Below are 13947 nucleotides of genomic sequence, written 5' to 3'. Positions count from 1 at the left end.
GAGCGTTGCGTACCGGACGCCGGGTCGCTACCTCGACCCGGATGGAGATGTCCGCCGACTATAGCAGCGGCCCGGCAGCGGCAACTGGACGGGATGTCCCCCCCGGTCCCGGTCAGGCCCTGACGGTGCTGGGCCTGGAAACCAGCTGCGACGAGACGGCGGCCTCGGTGGTCCGCCTGACGCCTTCCGAATTGGGGGGGCGCGCCGAGGTGCTGTCGTCGGTGGTCCACAGCCAGATCGACGATCACGCGGCCTATGGCGGGGTGGTGCCCGAGATCGCGGCCCGCAGCCATGTGGAGATGATAGCCGAGGTCGCGCGCCGCGCGATGGCCGAGGCCGGCATGGGCTATGACGGGCTGGACGGGATTGCGGCGACGGCCGGGCCGGGCCTGGTCGGCGGGGTCATGGTGGGCCTCAGCTTCGGCAAGGCGGCGGCCCTGGCGCGCGGCCTGCCGCTGGTGGCGGTCAATCATCTGGAGGGCCATGCGGTCTCGGCGCGACTGGGGGCGGAGGTCGCCTATCCCTTCCTGCTGCTGCTGGTTTCCGGCGGCCATTGCCAACTGCTTGAGGTGCGCGGGATCGGCGACATGAGCCGGATCGGCGCCACCATCGACGACGCGGCGGGCGAGGCGTTCGACAAGATCGCCAAGGCCCTGGGCCTGGGCTATCCCGGCGGCCCGGCGCTGGAACGGCTGGCGATGCAGGGCGACGGGTCCGGGATCGACCTGCCGCGCGCCCTGTTGGGCCGCAAGGACTGCGACTTCTCCTTCTCGGGCCTGAAGACCGCCGCCTTCCGCATCGCCCAGACGTGCGAGACGGAGCAGGACAAGGCAAATCTGGCCGACGCGGTGCAGAACGCCATCGCGCGCCAGCTGTCGGATCGGTCGGAACGGGCGCTGGCGGCCTATGCGGAGACGCACGACGCCCTCATGCAGGCAGGCTCCGCGAGCCGGCCGGTAGGGCGAAAAAGACTGTTTGTGGTGGCTGGCGGGGTGGCGGCCAACAAGACGATCCGCGCGACCCTGCAGGCGACGGCGGCGAAGCATGGGTTCGATTTTCTGGCGCCGCCGATGGCCTATTGCACCGACAATGCGGCCATGATCGCCCTGGCGGGGGCCGAGCGGCTGGCGCTGGGCCTGACCAGCGACATCGACGTGGTCGCCCGGCCGCGATGGCCGCTGGACGAAGCGCGCGCCCTGTCCGATCCTTCGCACAGGCCGGGCCGCAAGGGCGCGAAAGCATGACGAACGAAACCGCCTCGGGAGGGCGTATGGAATTCCGCACGGCAGGGGTCATCGGCGCGGGCGCCTGGGGCACGGCCCTGGCGCAGGTGTGCGTGCGCGCGGGTCTGGAGACGACGCTTCAGGCGCGCGAGCAGCAGCTGGTCGAAACGATGCGGGCGACGCGGGCCAACGACCTCTATCTGCCCGGCGTGCCGCTGGCGGAGGGGCTGAGGTTCACTGCGGACCTGTCCGAGCTGGGCGGTTGCGACCTGATCCTGGCGGTGCCGCCGGCCCAGCATATGCGCGCCACCCTGACCGCTTTCGCGCCCCATCAACGGGCCGGCGTGCCGGTGGTGCTGTGTTCCAAGGGCGTCGAGCGCGGCACGATGAAGCTGATGACCGAGGTGCTGGCCGAAACCCTGCCGGGCGCGTCCGCCGCCGTCCTGTCGGGGCCCAGTTTCGCGGGCGAGGTGTCGCGCGGCCTGCCGACCGCCGTGACCCTGGCCTGCGCCGATCAGGCGCTGGGTCAGGCGTTGCTGAACACCCTGTCGGCGCCCGGCTTCCGGCCCTATCTGGCGACCGATCTGGTCGGCGCCGAGGCGGGCGGGGCGCTGAAGAACGTCTTGGCCATCGCCTGTGGCATTTCCGAGGGGCGTCAGCTGGGCCGCAGCGCCCACGCCGCCCTGATCACGCGGGGCTTTGCGGAAATGACCCGTCTCGCCGTCGCCATGGGCGGTCAGGCCGAGACGGTGGCGGGGCTGTGTGGCCTGGGCGATCTGGTCCTGACCTGCTCCAGCCCCCAGTCGCGCAACATGAGCCTGGGTCTGGCCCTGGGTCAGGGGCAGACGGTGGAACAGGCTTTGGCCGGTAAACGGTCGGTGGCCGAAGGTTACGAGAGCGCGCCGGCGGTGCGGGAACTGGCCGCGCGTCTCGGCGTGGAAATCCCGATCTCGGAAGGCGTCGCGGCCCTGCTGGCGGGCGAGATCGACGTGGACGGCCTGATCGACGGCCTGCTGTCGCGCCCGCTCAAGGCCGAGCGTGTCTGACGCCGCCGCGACCGAGCGCAAACGGGTCTGGAAGACGCCGCCCGGCGTGGCCCTGTGCGCCGAGAGTGACATCGCCGACCCCGGCTCGCGCGGCTTCGTGCTGCAGATCGGCGAGGCCTTCTTCCACGGCTTCGTGGTCAGGAAGGACGGGCAGGTGGCCGGCTGGGTCGACCGCTGTCCCCATGCGGGCTTTCCCATCGCCATGGAGATCGACCGCTATCTGACGCCGGACGGGACGCTGATCCTGTGCGGCTGGCACGGGGCGGTGTTCGAGCCGCTGACCGGCGAATGCCAGGGCGGACCTTGCGCGGGCGGACGGCTGACGCCATGGCCGGTCGCTGCCTCGGGCGGGATCGTCCGCACCGCCTGACGTTCAGCGCGCCAGCCGCTCCTTGGCCTTGTGGGCGCCGAACACTACGTCCGGGTCCGGCTTCCTGATCGGCAGGTCAGTGTGTTTCAGCACCGACAGGATGAACCGTCCGATGTTCAGCCGCGCCGTCTTCTTGTCGTCGGTGGCCACGACGGTCCAGGGCGCATAGTCGCGGTCGGTCTCGTCCAGCATCCGGTCGCGCGCGTCGGAATAGGCGTCGAACCGCGCCTCGGCCTCGGCGTCGAGCGACGACAGCTTGAACTTCTTCAGCGGGTCGGTGCGCCGCGCCTTCAGCCGTGTCGCCTGTTCCTTGCGCGAGATGTCCAGCCATATCTTGATCAGGATGATGCCGTCGTCGGTCAGCATCCTCTCGAAGCGCGGGGCGTCGGTCATGAACTGGGCGTACTGCTCGGGCGTGCAGTATCCCATCACCGGCTCCACCCCGGCGCGGTTGTACCAGGAGCGGTTGAAGATGACCGTCTCGCCCGCCGCCGGCAGGTGGGGCACATAGCGTTGGAAATACCACTGGCTGGTTTCCCGGTCGCTGGGCTTGGGCAGGGCGACGACGCGGGTCTGGCGCGGCGACATATATTCGGTCAGCCGCTTGATGGCGCCGTCCTTGCCGGCGGTGTCCCGGCCCTCCAGCACGATGACCACGCGCGAGCCGTGTTCGATGCTCCAGGCCTGGGCCTGGACGATGGCCAGCTGGATCTGCTCCAGCTCGGCGTCATAGGCGTCGGATTTCTTTCCCATGACGAAAGAGTGGGCCAGGTTCGACCGGGCGGCAAGCAAAAGCCGTCCGGGCGCCGAAGCGGAGCCGTTCGGGGCGTGAGGCGTTAGGAGGGCGGGGCCTCGCATCGAACGCGGGCCTGTCGGGGGACGGATGAAGCGCGATCTGGCGGAGATGTGGAATCTGGTCTAGGAGATCGGCCTGATGGTCTGCGCCGGTTTCGCCCTGCTGAACGTCTTCGCCCCGCCCCAGGACCTGCCGTGGAAGCCGCTGGACCTCAACCGGCCGGTGGGCGGCGCGACGGCGGCCAAGGTCGCCGCCTTCGGCGTGGACGCCGCCGCGCCCGCCGAGGCGCTGGAACGGGCGACCGACGCCTGTATGAAGGCCCTCCGCGACGCCGGGGTCCAGGTCGAGCGTGCGGCGGATCGCGACGACGGCGGCTTCTGCGTGGTGCGGGGCGCGGTCAGGATCGCGGGCGGGGCGGTGACGCCGCTGGCCCCCGCGAACGTGGTCATGGAGTGTCCTCTGGCCGTCCGCTACGTCATCTGGGACCGTCAGGTGCTGCGCCCCGTCGCGCGCGAGGAACTGGGGTCCGAGCCGGCGCGGGTCGAAAACTTCGGAACCTATGCCTGCCGCCGCATCTATGGCTCGGAGGATCAGGGCGAGCGGCCCAGCGAACACGCCCGGGCCAACGCCCTGGACGTCGCCGCCGTCACCCTGAAGGACGGGCGCGCCATCCGCGTGGCGAAGGACTGGGGCGGCGAGGGGCCGGCGGGCCAGGCGGGGTCGCGCTTCCTGCACCGGGTTCGCGACGGCGCCTGCGGCCTGTTTTCGACGGTCTTGTCGCCCGACTACAACGCCGCCCACGCCGACCATCTGCACCTCGACGGCTCGGCCGGGGGCATCTGTCGTTAAGGTTGAATGCGGCGATTGCGAATCGATTTCGCTGTTGACCGTCTGGGAAAGCCGGGTGACAACATCGGCACAGTCCGGATTTCGCGTGGGGTCCAAACCTGCGTTTCGCTCCTTCGCCTGAACGAGCTGTCCAGTTGGATTGTCGGGTCACCTGGAGATGGGGCCCGCCTGGAAAAGCGCGTTTACGGAGACGCAGACATGGCGACCGGCACGGTCAAGTGGTTCAACCCCACCAAGGGCTACGGCTTTATCCAGCCCGACAGCGGCGGTTCGGACGTGTTCGTTCACGTCACCGCCGTTCAGAAGGCTGGCCTTCAGGGCCTCGATGAAAACGCCAAGGTCGAGTACGAGCTGGAAAACCAGCGCGGCAAGACGTCGGCGGTGGAGCTCAAACTCCTCTAGGTCGAACGGCCTTCAAAGGCTGGAAAAGGGCGCGGCGGCTTCTGGCTTCCGCGCCCTTTTTCTGTGCGGCCATCAGACCAGCGGGTCGATCCGCGCCTTCAGCGTGACGGATAGGCCGGGGCTTCGGTCGCGATAGTCGATCACGCCCTCCAACTGTCCGACCAGGCTCTGGATCATCATGGAGCCGAACCCCTTGCCGGCCAGATGACCGCCGGCGCCCTCGTCCTCGACCGTCATCCTGAAGATCGCCCCGTCTTCCTCGAAGGCGATGCGCAACGGGCCGGGCCGGCCGCCATAGGCGTATTTCTGGGCGTTGATGATCAGTTCGGTCAGGATCAGACCGATGGTCACGGCCCGTCCCGCATCGATGCAGACCGGCGCCAGATCGGTCTCGGTCGCCGCCGCCCAGTCGGCGCCCATGCTGGACGCCAGGTCTTCGACCAAACCGCCGATGTAGCGGGCCATGTCCACGGTGGTCGCGGTGTCGCCGCGATACAGCAGACTATGCACCGCCGACACGGCCCGGACGCGCCGACGGGCCTCGTTCAGGGCGGCGACGGCCGGTCCGTCGGTCTGTTCGCGGGCCTGCAGCCCCAGAAAACTGGATACCAGGGTCAGGCTGTTCTGGACGCGGTGGTTCACCTCGCGGATCAGATAATGCTGCTGCTCCAGCCGAAGGTCGCGCTCGGACAGACTGGTCTGCAGCGAACGGTTCAGCCGCCGCAACTGATCGATGGCGGCGAAGTCGGCCAGGGTGTCGCGCAACCGCCCGGCGGATTCGATCGCGGCCGGTCCCCATCGCCTCGCCTGGCCCGCGACTTCCTCGGACCAGCTTTCGAACGAGGCGCGCGGGTTCAGCGTGGCGTTTGGGTCGGTCTTCTCGGCCATCGCGGGATTGCCGGCCCAGCGCACCGTCTCGCGCACCTCGGCCCGGAACCACAGGATCGACAGCGGGTGTTCGAGCGGCAGGTTCACGGCCAGCAGCCCGCTGCCGTGGGTGGTCCAGGCCCTGGCCTGGGGCAGGACCGTCGACAAGGCGCGAGACGACACGGGACGCAGGCCCGGCCGTTCGGCGACCCAGTCGGCGATGACGCGCACGCCCTCGGTCGGCGGGGTGTGTCCGAACGTCCTGATCTCGCCCTCGGACACGATGGCCAGGCCGTCCGCCCCGGCCAGCTCCATCAGCGGATCGGCCCGTTCGGCCAGGGCGGCGGCCAGCGGCCTGTCCGTCGGCAGGCGGGCGACCAGCTGGTCCTCCAGCCGGCGCAGGCGGGTGCGGTCGCGATAAAGCTCGGCGTCGCCCTTGGCCTTCAGCTGGCGCGCCAGATTGCGGGCCAGGGTCGTGCAGCCGACCCGAAGCTCGAACGGCAGCAGTTTGGGCGAGGCGTTGTGACACGCCACCAGACCCCACAGGGCGTCGTCCACGATGATCGACACCGAGGCGGAGGCGCGAACGTCCATGTTCCGCAGATACTGCAAATGAACCGGCGACACCGACCGCAGGCCGCTGTCGCTCATGTCCAGCGGCGTCTCGCCCGGCGTGGTCGGCCGCAGGGGCTGGGGCGTATAGCGGCTGTCGGGAATGACCCGAACCGGATTGCGCAGGTAAAGGGCTCGCGCCTGACGCGGAATGTCGGTCGCGGGGAAATGGTGGTTCAGGAACGATCCGGTCCCGTCGGCGCGGGATTCGGCGACGACCTGTCCGGCCTCGTCGTCCTGAAAACGATAGATCATCACCCGGTCGAAGCCGGTCAGGCGGCGAAAGGCCTCCGCCGCCCGCTCGCACAGCCCATGCACCGTGACGGCGCGTTCCAGCGCGGCGCCGGCGGCGTCCAGGCTGGACACCAGATCGACGCCCAGTCGCGCCTGCTGCGAGCTTTGTTCGACCTCGATGATCATCAGGCCGCTGGGCAGGCCGGGCGTGGGGCCGGGCGCCAGATGGACGACGACGTCGTATTCCAGCCGGTTGGTCGCCCGCCAGCGGCAGACGAAGCCCGTCTCCTGAAGCGCCGCCATCGACCGGATGCGGCGATCCGCGACATCGCCCAGAACCTCGCCCACGGACCGGCCGATCCAGATGCTGCGTCCGGTCAGGTCCTCGATCAGGCCCGCGCCCTGACGGATCGTCAGCGACTGCAGGTCCAGCACCAGCATGAAGCCGTGCGGCTGGATCGATCCGGGGATGTGGATCGGCTCGCGATCGCACTGGGTCAGGTCGGGCTCGATCTGATCGAGGGTTTCGGTCAAGCGGCGGCCTCCTGCACGCGCGGCTGCAGGATGCGATGCGCGAAGGCGAAGCCGTCCACGCCGCCCTTGACGATCTGGTCGACATCCGCGCGACCGGCGGCGCAGGCCTGGTCCAGCAGGGTCATGAAGGCGCGCCAGCGGGCGCCGGTTTCCTCGCCATAGGGATCGAGGAATGCCAGACCGTCCAGCCCCCGCCCCTCGGTGGTCAGACGCCGACGGATGATCCGCCCGCCCAGCATCGAGCCTTCCGCCACATAGATCCAGCCCAGCGCTTCTCCGGCGGAAGCCGGTCCCTCGACGCGGGCCGCCGTCGGACGCGCGACGCCCAGGTCCGCCAGGTCTTTGGCGATGCCGTCGGCGCGAGAGCGGGGTTCGAAACCGCCGCCGACCTCGGCGTTCAGCCGGGCGGCCAGCGGATGGCTGACCGGCTCCAGGCCCGCGTGAAACCGATAGAAGGCCGCCACCGCGTCGGGCCGCGTCTCGACCTGGGCCAGACGCGCCTCGATCCGGGCCTCGTTTTCCAGCGTCTCGTGCGCGGCGGCCGTGGCTTCCCGAAGGGCGAGAAGAATGGGGGAAGCACTCATGAGTTCAGATTAACACACTGTGTTGGCTTGTCGATTTCCTCTCGGCGAGAGGCGCGCTACAAGGCTCGGCGCTGCACGGAACGGCTCAGGTCGCATGACGTTCAGCAGCCTCTCTCGCTTTTTTCGCCTTGGATCGGTCGCCCTCATGAAACTGCGCGTGCGCGCCGAGCTTCTGTATCGTTTCGATCCGCCGACGGACGCCATCTATAAGCTTCAGGTCGCGCACTGGCCGGGTCAGGACATTCTGGAGGAAAGCCTGACCTTCGATCCGCCGGTCGACTTTCACGAGGATCAGGACGTCGATTTCGGCGCACGCACCCTGCGCTGCCACGTCTCGGGCGAGGTGCGGCTGACCTATGAGGCGCTGGTGGACAATGGCGTGCTGAAGGGCCTGCCGCCCGACGTGTCGCAACACGACTGGGGCGAACTGCCGGCCGAGGTGCTGCCCTATCTCCAGCCCAGCCGCTACTGCCCGTCGGACCAGTTCGGCCGCTTCGTCGCGCGCGAGTTCGGCGAGACGGCCGGCGGGGCGCGGGTTCTGGCGATCCTGAACTGGATTTCCGAACACGTCGATTACGAGCATGGGGTGTCGGACACCGAAACGACGGCGGCCCGCACCTTCATCGACCGGGCGGGGGTGTGCCGCGACTTCACCCATCTGGGCATGACCCTGTGCCGCGCCTCGGGCATTCCCGCGCGCGCCGTCAGCGCCTTCGCCCATCAGCTGACCCCGCCCGACTTCCACGCCATCTTCGAGGTCTGGCTGGACAACGGCTGGTGGCTGGTCGACCCCACGGGCCTGGCCCCGGTCGAGGGGCTGGTGCGGATCGCCTGCGGTCGCGACGCCGCCGACATCGCCTTCCTGACCACCCAGGAACGCTGCCAGATGGTGCGCCAGTCGGTGACGGTGGCGGCGGCCTGAGCCCCAGTCTCTTATATCCGTCATCCTCGGGCTTGACCCGAGGATCGGGCGCAGGGCGCACTGTGCCTGACTTTCTCTTTAGGTGGCGGATCAGCCGATCCTCGGGTCAAGCCCGAGGATGACGGGCGTTGGAGTGCAGGATCAACGCGCGGCCTTCTGCGCCGCCTTGTAAGCCTGCAACTCGTCGATCACGTCCATCTGGCGCAGCACCTTGTTCTGCGGGTCGATCAGCACATGGGCGCCGGCCGGGACCGCGATCCGCCCGCGACCGTCCGTCATCGGCACGACCTGGACCACGCCGTCGATCTCCACCTCGACCGGCATGGTGAAGACCCCGCCGTCGCCGGTCGTCCATTCCAGCCGCAGACCCTCGTCCTCGCGCGTCTGGCTCAGCACCGGCAGGGCGGCGTTGTAGAGATAGCCCCGGAAGAACCAGCCATAGTCCTGGCCCGTCACCGCATTGACGATGGCCAGGAAGTCGTCGGTCGATCGATAGAGGGGCGCGAAATTGCCCGGTCGCGGATCGGGCCGCCCATAGACCAGCCGGGTGATCGCCTCGTGGAAAGCCGCGTCGCCGATCAGCATCCGCAAGCTATGGCTGATCAGCGAGCCCTTGGAATAGATGTCGTTGCCCGGCCCGACGTCGCCCTTATAGACCTCGTCCTCGGTCTTGGGCGCGCCCGACACGACCGGATATTTATTGACCAGCCCCTCGCGCTGATTGGCCAGTTCGCGCTGCATGTAGCGGTCGCCCAGCAGCCAGCGCGCATACAGCGGCTGCATATAGCTGCCCAGCCCTTCGTGCAGCCACATGTCGTCGGCGTTCTGGTTGGTCAGCTGGTTGCCGAACCATTCGTGGGCGAACTCGTGCTGCAGCAGCCAGTCATAGCCCCGCCCGTCGATCTTGTAGCCGTTGCCATAGGCGTTGATGGTCTGGTGTTCCATGCCCAGGTGCGGCGTCTCCACCACCCCCATCTTCTCGTCGCCGAAGGGATAGGGGCCGACCGTCGCCTCGAAGAAGTCCAGCATCTGCGGGAACTGGGCGAACAGGGCCTGGACCTGTTCCGGCGCGTCCGACTTCAGATGCCAGTAGGCCATCGGGATCGTATTGCCGAACCGGCTGCGATAGTCGCCCGTCACCGCCTCATACGGCCCGACGTTCAGGGCGATGGCGTAGGTGTTGGGCGATTTCGCCGACCAGTTCCAGGTGGTCCAGCCGTCGCCGTGATCGACCTTGCCCAGGAAACGGCCGTTGGACGGCGCCGACAGGTCGGACGGGACGGTGATGTGCAGATCGACGCGGGCCGGCTCGCCGTGCGGGCTGTCGATACAGGGCCAGAAGATGTCGCAGCCCTCGCCCTGAACCGCCGTGGCGATCCAGGGCTCGCCCGTCGGGGCGGTGGACCAGACGAAGCCGCCGTCCCACGGCGCGCGGGGCGCCACGCGCGGCCGGCCGGCATAGGCGATACGCAGGGCCGTCTTCTGTCCGACCGCCAGCGGGCGGGGCAGGGCGACCGTCAGACGCCCCTCGGGGTTGGACCAGCGGTCGGCGGGAACCTCGACCCCGTCCACTTGCACCGAGGCGATGGTCAGCAGCGTGTCCAGCTCGACCACCAGCCGTTCCAGCGGCGCCGTGGCGGTGAAGTCCAGCACGGCGACGGCGTCGATGGCCTTGTCGGCGGGGATGACCTTGAGGGTCAGATCGGCCTTGTCGAACTGCATGGCCCGCTGTTCGGCCGTGCGCGGCTGGTCCGTGGCCAGGGTGAAGGCCGTCGATTCGCGCGGCGTCGGAACGGCCGGCCGGGGCGCGGTCGCACAGGCGGCTAGGGTCGTCAGGCTGACGGCGGCGAACAGGGCCTTGATGCGCATCGGACTTCCCCTTCCACTGGCGCGAAAGGCTTAGCGCGGTCGGCATGACGCGCAAAGAAAAAGGCCGGCGTTTCCACCGGCCTCTTCCAGAACTGTATGGCGTCGCCGGACTTAGGCGGCGGCTTGCTCGGCCAGCTTGGCGCGAACCTGGCGCTTGATGCGCTGGGCGGCAATCGACAGCTGCTCGTCGCGGGCCTTGACGATGAAGGCGTCCAGGCCGCCCTTGTAGTCCAGGGTGCGTAGGGCGGCGTTCGAGATCCGCAGGCTGAAGGTCTGGCCCAGGGCTTCCGAATTGACCTTGACCGTCTTCAGCGACGGCAGGAAGCGGCGCTTGGTCTTGATGTTCGAGTGGCTCACGTTGTGGCCGACCATGGGGCCGATACCGGTGAGTTCGCAACGACGCGACATCGTCAGATCCTTAAGGTGCGGCGTTCGCCCCGAAAACGCTGGAGCAGACGCATGAAACAGTTGCGCGCGGGAACCAGCCCGCGCGAGAGGGGGCCGTATAAGGGAAGAGGCGGTTCGGCGTCAAGTCGAGTCTGGACCGAGGGCGTCGATCCCTGGCCATTCGGGAACGACGACGTTCAGGCCTCGTTCAAATCCCGCGGCCTATGCCCCATATGATGAACACCTCCGCTGAACAGAAGGCCGCCATGTCCCGTCCGTCTCTGATCGACCGCCTGCCCAGGCGCGCGCTCGCCGTTCTGGCCCCGGTGATGGTCGGCGGCCTGATGCTGGCCGCTCCCGCCGTCGCCCCCGCCCAGACGGCGGCCCAGAGCGAGATTCTGCCCGGCTATTGGGAATACACCACCAGCGCGGTGGGCCAGCGCGACACCGAACAGAGGTGCGTGCGCCCCAGCGAGATCAATCGCTTCTTCGGCGGCCTGTCGACCAACAAATGGCGCTGCACCTATCCGACCCGCGTGGTCGGCAACGGAAACGCCCGGTTCGAGGGCACGTGTCAGGACCGCAAGGGCCGCCGCATCGCCGTGCGCCTGAACGGAACCTACACCGACACCAGCTTCAGCTTCCGCGGCGGCGCCCAGCTGGTGCGCGGCACCCCCTACATCCCCGCCAGCATCACCGCGCGCCGCCTCGCCGCCCAATGCCCGGCCAACGCGGAATATTTCTAAGGGCGCTGTTGGTCGCGCCTTTTTTGCGGCGCACAGGGTCAGTTGGGCGGCGTCTGAATTGACGCCAGTTGCAGGATCTGCGGCAACAGGCCCGGAAAACGGCTTTCCAGATCGTCCCAGCGCAGGGTGTTGATGTTCTCGACGCCCCGTTTGGTGGTTTCGACCAGGCCGCTTTCGCGCAGAACGCGGAAGTGATGGCTCAGGGTCGATTTCGGCACCTGGCCGAAGGGAGAGGTTGCGGCCGTGCAGTTCAGGCCGGCCTCGGCCCCGCGCAGAACCTTGACGATATTCAGCCGAACCGGGTCCGACAGGGCCGACAGCACATGATGCAGCTGCAGTGAGTCGGCCGGGGGGTGGATGAAGGCGGTCATGCCTGACCTCCTACCAGACGACTTGTCTCGTTTCCATTGTTCGGTATTATCGAACTACCGAACATCGGAAATAAGGAAGAAGATATGAGCGATCTCGAAAACGCCGTCCTGGTGACGGGCGGCACGGCCGGCATCGGACTGGCCTCGGCGGTCGCCTTGGCTGATAAGGGGTTCAAGGTGTTCGTGACGGGGCGATCTGCGCCTGGGCTGGAGGCGGCGGTCCAGGCCGATCCGCGCCTGACCGCCATCCAGGCCGACTCTTCCGACCTCGCCTCGATCCAGGCCGTCGCCGACCGCATAAGGGCCGAAGGCGCGACGCTTCGGGTGTTGGTCGTCAACGCCGGGACGGCGGAGACGACGAAACTGGGTCAGACGGACATCGCGACCTTCGATCGGACCTTCGACCTGAACGTGAAAGGGGTGTTCTTCACTGTCCAGACCCTTGAGCCCCTGCTGATCGACGGCGCCTCCGTGATCCTGATCGGCTCGATCGTCAGCATCAAGGGCATGGCGGACCTGTCCGTCTATAATGCGTCCAAGGCGGCGGTGCGGTCCTTCGCCCGGTCGTGGGCCAACGACCTGAGAGGACGGCGCATCCGGGTCAATACGCTCAGCCCGGGGCCGGTCCGAACCCCGCTGGTGCAACGTCTGCGAGGCGGGGATGCGGCGTCTCTGGACGCCTTCGAGGCCTGGGCGGCCGAGGCGTCGCCATCCGGCCGGATCGGCCAGCCGGAGGACATCGCCGATGTCGTGACCTTCCTGGCCTCGGATGCGGCTCGCCACGTCAACGGGGTGGAACTGTTCGTCGACGGCGGCCTGGCCCAGATCTGACCGGGTTCCTGTTGGACGCAGCAAAAAAGGCCCCGGAGCGATCCGGGGCCTTTTCCTTTGTCCGACGTCGAAAGCCTCAGGCGGCTTCGGCGGTCGGGATGGGCTTCTTGGCGCTGAGCGACTTGGCCAGCAGTTCGACGGCGGCGTCCTTGTCGATCTTGTTGGCGGCGGCGACTTCGCGGGCCATGCGGTCCAGAGCCGATTCATAGAGCTGGCGCTCGGAATAGGACTGTTCCGGCTGGGTGTCGGCGCGGTGCAGGTCGCGGACCACTTCGGCGATGGAGATCAGGTCGCCCGAGTTGATCTTGGCTTCGTATTCCTGGGCCCGGCGCGACCACATGGTGCGCTTGATGCGGGCGCGGCCCTTCAGGGTGGTCAGGGCCTTGGTCACGACGTCGTCGGCGGCCAGCGAGCGCAGGCCGGCCGTCACGGCCTTCTTGGTCGGGACGCGCAGGGTCATCTTCTCGTGGTCGAAGGTGACGACATAGACTTCCAGCGACATGCCGGCGACTTCCTGCGTCTCGATCGCGGCGACCTTGCCGACGCCGTGCGCCGGATAGACGACCGCGTCGCCAACCTTGAACTCCAGACCAGTCTTGCTCGTCATATTCGTCCTTTCCCGGTCAGGGACGGGCGAAGCGAAGGCGCGTCGAACGCAAACAGGATCTCGACCGCCGGATTGATCCGTCGGCTGGGATGATGTCGGGCGTCAAATGCGGAAACGGATCACCAAACCTCTGGCCGATCCCGTCTATGGGCGGGATTCTGTCGCAAACACGGGCGGCGCGAAGTTTTCGCGGACCGCCCGATCCAATGAAACAGAACCTATCACAAATCTGCGGAATTTCAAAACGTCCACAAGGCGGACGCGGATTTGCGGCGAGGCCCGGCCGGCCCCGCGCCCCGACTTCAGGAGCCCTTGCCCGGTTTGGGGCTGAAGTATTTCTCGTACTTGCCGGTCTCGCGTTCGTACTGCTCGCGGTCGGCGGGGGGCGTGCCCTTGACGGTGATGTTGGGCCAGACCTTGGCGTATTCGGCGTTGACCTGAAGCCATTTGCCGTCCGGCTCGTCCTCGGTGTCGGGCACGATGGCGTCGACGGGGCATTCCGGTTCGCACACGCCGCAGTCGATGCATTCGTCGGGCGCGATGACCAGGAAGTTCTCGCCCTCGTAGAAGCAGTCGACCGGACATACCTCGACGCAGTCCATGAACTTACATTTCACGCAGGCGTCGGTGACGATGTAGGTCATTGGGCGAGGAACGGGCGTCGGTCTGTGAGCGGGAGGCCTGCGACATGGCGGCC

Annotated in this window: 16 protein-coding genes; 8 read left to right on the top strand and 8 right to left on the bottom strand. The window is 67.9% G+C overall.

Annotated features, from left to right (window positions below):
* The first annotated feature begins 5 nt into the window (after positions 1–5).
* Genes tsaD through SH203_RS09550 form a run of 3 tightly spaced genes read left to right on the top strand, consistent with a single transcriptional unit; the run spans position 6 to position 2639 of the window.
* Positions 6–1244: a tRNA (adenosine(37)-N6)-threonylcarbamoyltransferase complex transferase subunit TsaD gene (gene tsaD / locus SH203_RS09560; RefSeq protein WP_375600724.1), complete on the top strand. Its 1239-nt coding sequence runs from the start codon at positions 6–8 to the stop codon at positions 1242–1244.
* 26 nt (positions 1245–1270) lie between these two features.
* A complete protein-coding gene (locus SH203_RS09555) occupies positions 1271–2269 on the top strand; it encodes an NAD(P)H-dependent glycerol-3-phosphate dehydrogenase (RefSeq protein ID WP_087120710.1) in 999 nt (332 codons plus the stop codon).
* A complete protein-coding gene (locus SH203_RS09550; RefSeq protein WP_087120709.1) occupies positions 2262–2639 on the top strand; it encodes a Rieske (2Fe-2S) protein in 378 nt (125 codons plus the stop codon). Before SH203_RS09555 ends, SH203_RS09550 begins: the two co-directional genes overlap by 8 nt.
* 3 nt (positions 2640–2642) lie before the next feature.
* On the opposite strand, the gene ppk2 is transcribed toward SH203_RS09550, so the two are convergent.
* On the bottom strand, positions 2643–3392 hold the full coding sequence (gene ppk2 / locus SH203_RS09545; RefSeq protein ID WP_087120996.1) for a polyphosphate kinase 2: 750 nt from the start codon (positions 3390–3392) through the stop codon (positions 2643–2645).
* 181 nt (positions 3393–3573) lie between these two features.
* On the opposite strand from ppk2, the gene SH203_RS09540 reads away from it, so the two are divergent.
* Both SH203_RS09540 and SH203_RS09535 read left to right on the top strand, forming a co-directional pair.
* On the top strand, positions 3574–4284 hold the full coding sequence (locus tag SH203_RS09540) for an extensin family protein (protein ID WP_234989456.1): 711 nt from the start codon (positions 3574–3576) through the stop codon (positions 4282–4284).
* A 198-nt stretch (positions 4285–4482) separates the two neighbouring features.
* Positions 4483–4686 carry a cold-shock protein gene (locus SH203_RS09535; RefSeq protein WP_087120708.1) on the top strand — a complete coding sequence of 68 codons (204 nt, stop codon included), beginning with the start codon at positions 4483–4485 and terminating at the stop codon, positions 4684–4686.
* A 72-nt stretch (positions 4687–4758) separates the two neighbouring features.
* Here the strand turns inward: SH203_RS09535 and SH203_RS09530 are convergent, their stop codons facing one another.
* Both SH203_RS09530 and SH203_RS09525 read right to left on the bottom strand, forming a co-directional pair.
* Positions 4759–6933, bottom strand: coding sequence for a histidine kinase dimerization/phosphoacceptor domain -containing protein (locus SH203_RS09530; protein WP_087120707.1), 2175 nt, complete (start codon positions 6931–6933; stop codon positions 4759–4761).
* Positions 6930–7517, bottom strand: a complete 588-nt coding sequence (locus SH203_RS09525; protein WP_087120706.1) for a biliverdin-producing heme oxygenase — start codon at positions 7515–7517, stop codon at positions 6930–6932. Before SH203_RS09525 ends, SH203_RS09530 begins: the two co-directional genes overlap by 4 nt.
* Positions 7518–7662: 145 nt before the next feature.
* Here SH203_RS09525 and SH203_RS09520 point away from each other — a divergent pair, with 145 nt between their 5' ends.
* On the top strand, positions 7663–8439 hold the full coding sequence (locus tag SH203_RS09520; RefSeq protein WP_087120705.1) for a transglutaminase family protein: 777 nt from the start codon (positions 7663–7665) through the stop codon (positions 8437–8439).
* Between the two features lie 141 nt (positions 8440–8580).
* On the opposite strand, the gene SH203_RS09515 is transcribed toward SH203_RS09520, so the two are convergent.
* The gene (locus SH203_RS09515; protein ID WP_087120704.1) at positions 8581–10308 is read right to left on the bottom strand and encodes a M1 family metallopeptidase; all 1728 of its coding nucleotides are present in this window, start codon (positions 10306–10308) and stop codon (positions 8581–8583) included.
* Between the two features lie 111 nt (positions 10309–10419).
* A complete protein-coding gene (gene rpmB, locus SH203_RS09510; protein ID WP_087120703.1) occupies positions 10420–10716 on the bottom strand; it encodes a 50S ribosomal protein L28 in 297 nt (98 codons plus the stop codon).
* 245 nt (positions 10717–10961) lie between these two features.
* On the opposite strand from rpmB, the gene SH203_RS09505 reads away from it, so the two are divergent.
* Positions 10962–11441 carry a DUF3617 family protein gene (locus tag SH203_RS09505; RefSeq protein WP_087120995.1) on the top strand — a complete coding sequence of 160 codons (480 nt, stop codon included), beginning with the start codon at positions 10962–10964 and terminating at the stop codon, positions 11439–11441.
* 38 nt (positions 11442–11479) lie between these two features.
* Here the strand turns inward: SH203_RS09505 and SH203_RS09500 are convergent, their stop codons facing one another.
* On the bottom strand, positions 11480–11812 hold the full coding sequence (locus tag SH203_RS09500) for a helix-turn-helix transcriptional regulator (RefSeq protein WP_087120702.1): 333 nt from the start codon (positions 11810–11812) through the stop codon (positions 11480–11482).
* An 84-nt stretch (positions 11813–11896) separates the two neighbouring features.
* On the opposite strand from SH203_RS09500, the gene SH203_RS09495 reads away from it, so the two are divergent.
* A complete protein-coding gene (locus SH203_RS09495; protein ID WP_087120701.1) occupies positions 11897–12643 on the top strand; it encodes an SDR family NAD(P)-dependent oxidoreductase in 747 nt (248 codons plus the stop codon).
* Positions 12644–12719: 76 nt separating this feature from the next.
* Here the strand turns inward: SH203_RS09495 and SH203_RS09490 are convergent, their stop codons facing one another.
* Entirely contained in the window at positions 12720–13250 is a 531-nt protein-coding gene (locus tag SH203_RS09490; RefSeq protein ID WP_055753908.1) for a CarD family transcriptional regulator, read from the bottom strand.
* A 302-nt stretch (positions 13251–13552) separates the two neighbouring features.
* On the bottom strand, positions 13553–13894 hold the full coding sequence (gene fdxA / locus SH203_RS09485; protein WP_017505910.1) for a ferredoxin FdxA: 342 nt from the start codon (positions 13892–13894) through the stop codon (positions 13553–13555).
* Between the last annotated feature and the right edge of the window lie 53 nt (positions 13895–13947).

The sequence above is a fragment of the Brevundimonas sp. SH203 genome, assembly GCF_002157625.1.
Classification (GTDB): Bacteria; Pseudomonadota; Alphaproteobacteria; order Caulobacterales; family Caulobacteraceae; genus Brevundimonas.
Note: the sequence above shows the minus strand (reverse complement) of the source record. Positions and strands in the feature narration are given on the sequence as shown.

What these genes read in the sequence shown, in the direction of transcription:
- SH203_RS09535 (WP_087120708.1), top strand. Translation starts at nt 4,483, where the DNA reads ATGGCGACCGGCACGGTCAAGTGGTTCAACCCCACCAAGGGCTACGGC.
- fdxA (WP_017505910.1), bottom strand. Translation starts at nt 13,894, where the DNA reads ATGACCTACATCGTCACCGACGCCTGCGTGAAATGTAAGTTCATGGAC.
- SH203_RS09520 (WP_087120705.1), top strand. Translation starts at nt 7,663, where the DNA reads ATGAAACTGCGCGTGCGCGCCGAGCTTCTGTATCGTTTCGATCCGCCG.
- SH203_RS09505 (WP_087120995.1), top strand. Translation starts at nt 10,962, where the DNA reads ATGTCCCGTCCGTCTCTGATCGACCGCCTGCCCAGGCGCGCGCTCGCC.
- rpmB (WP_087120703.1), bottom strand. Translation starts at nt 10,716, where the DNA reads ATGTCGCGTCGTTGCGAACTCACCGGTATCGGCCCCATGGTCGGCCAC.
- SH203_RS09525 (WP_087120706.1), bottom strand. Translation starts at nt 7,517, where the DNA reads ATGAGTGCTTCCCCCATTCTTCTCGCCCTTCGGGAAGCCACGGCCGCC.
- SH203_RS09540 (WP_234989456.1), top strand. Translation starts at nt 3,574, where the DNA reads ATGGTCTGCGCCGGTTTCGCCCTGCTGAACGTCTTCGCCCCGCCCCAG.
- SH203_RS09555 (WP_087120710.1), top strand. Translation starts at nt 1,271, where the DNA reads ATGGAATTCCGCACGGCAGGGGTCATCGGCGCGGGCGCCTGGGGCACG.
- SH203_RS09515 (WP_087120704.1), bottom strand. Translation starts at nt 10,308, where the DNA reads ATGCGCATCAAGGCCCTGTTCGCCGCCGTCAGCCTGACGACCCTAGCC.
- SH203_RS09495 (WP_087120701.1), top strand. Translation starts at nt 11,897, where the DNA reads ATGAGCGATCTCGAAAACGCCGTCCTGGTGACGGGCGGCACGGCCGGC.
- SH203_RS09500 (WP_087120702.1), bottom strand. Translation starts at nt 11,812, where the DNA reads ATGACCGCCTTCATCCACCCCCCGGCCGACTCACTGCAGCTGCATCAT.
- SH203_RS09490 (WP_055753908.1), bottom strand. Translation starts at nt 13,250, where the DNA reads ATGACGAGCAAGACTGGTCTGGAGTTCAAGGTTGGCGACGCGGTCGTC.
- ppk2 (WP_087120996.1), bottom strand. Translation starts at nt 3,392, where the DNA reads ATGGGAAAGAAATCCGACGCCTATGACGCCGAGCTGGAGCAGATCCAG.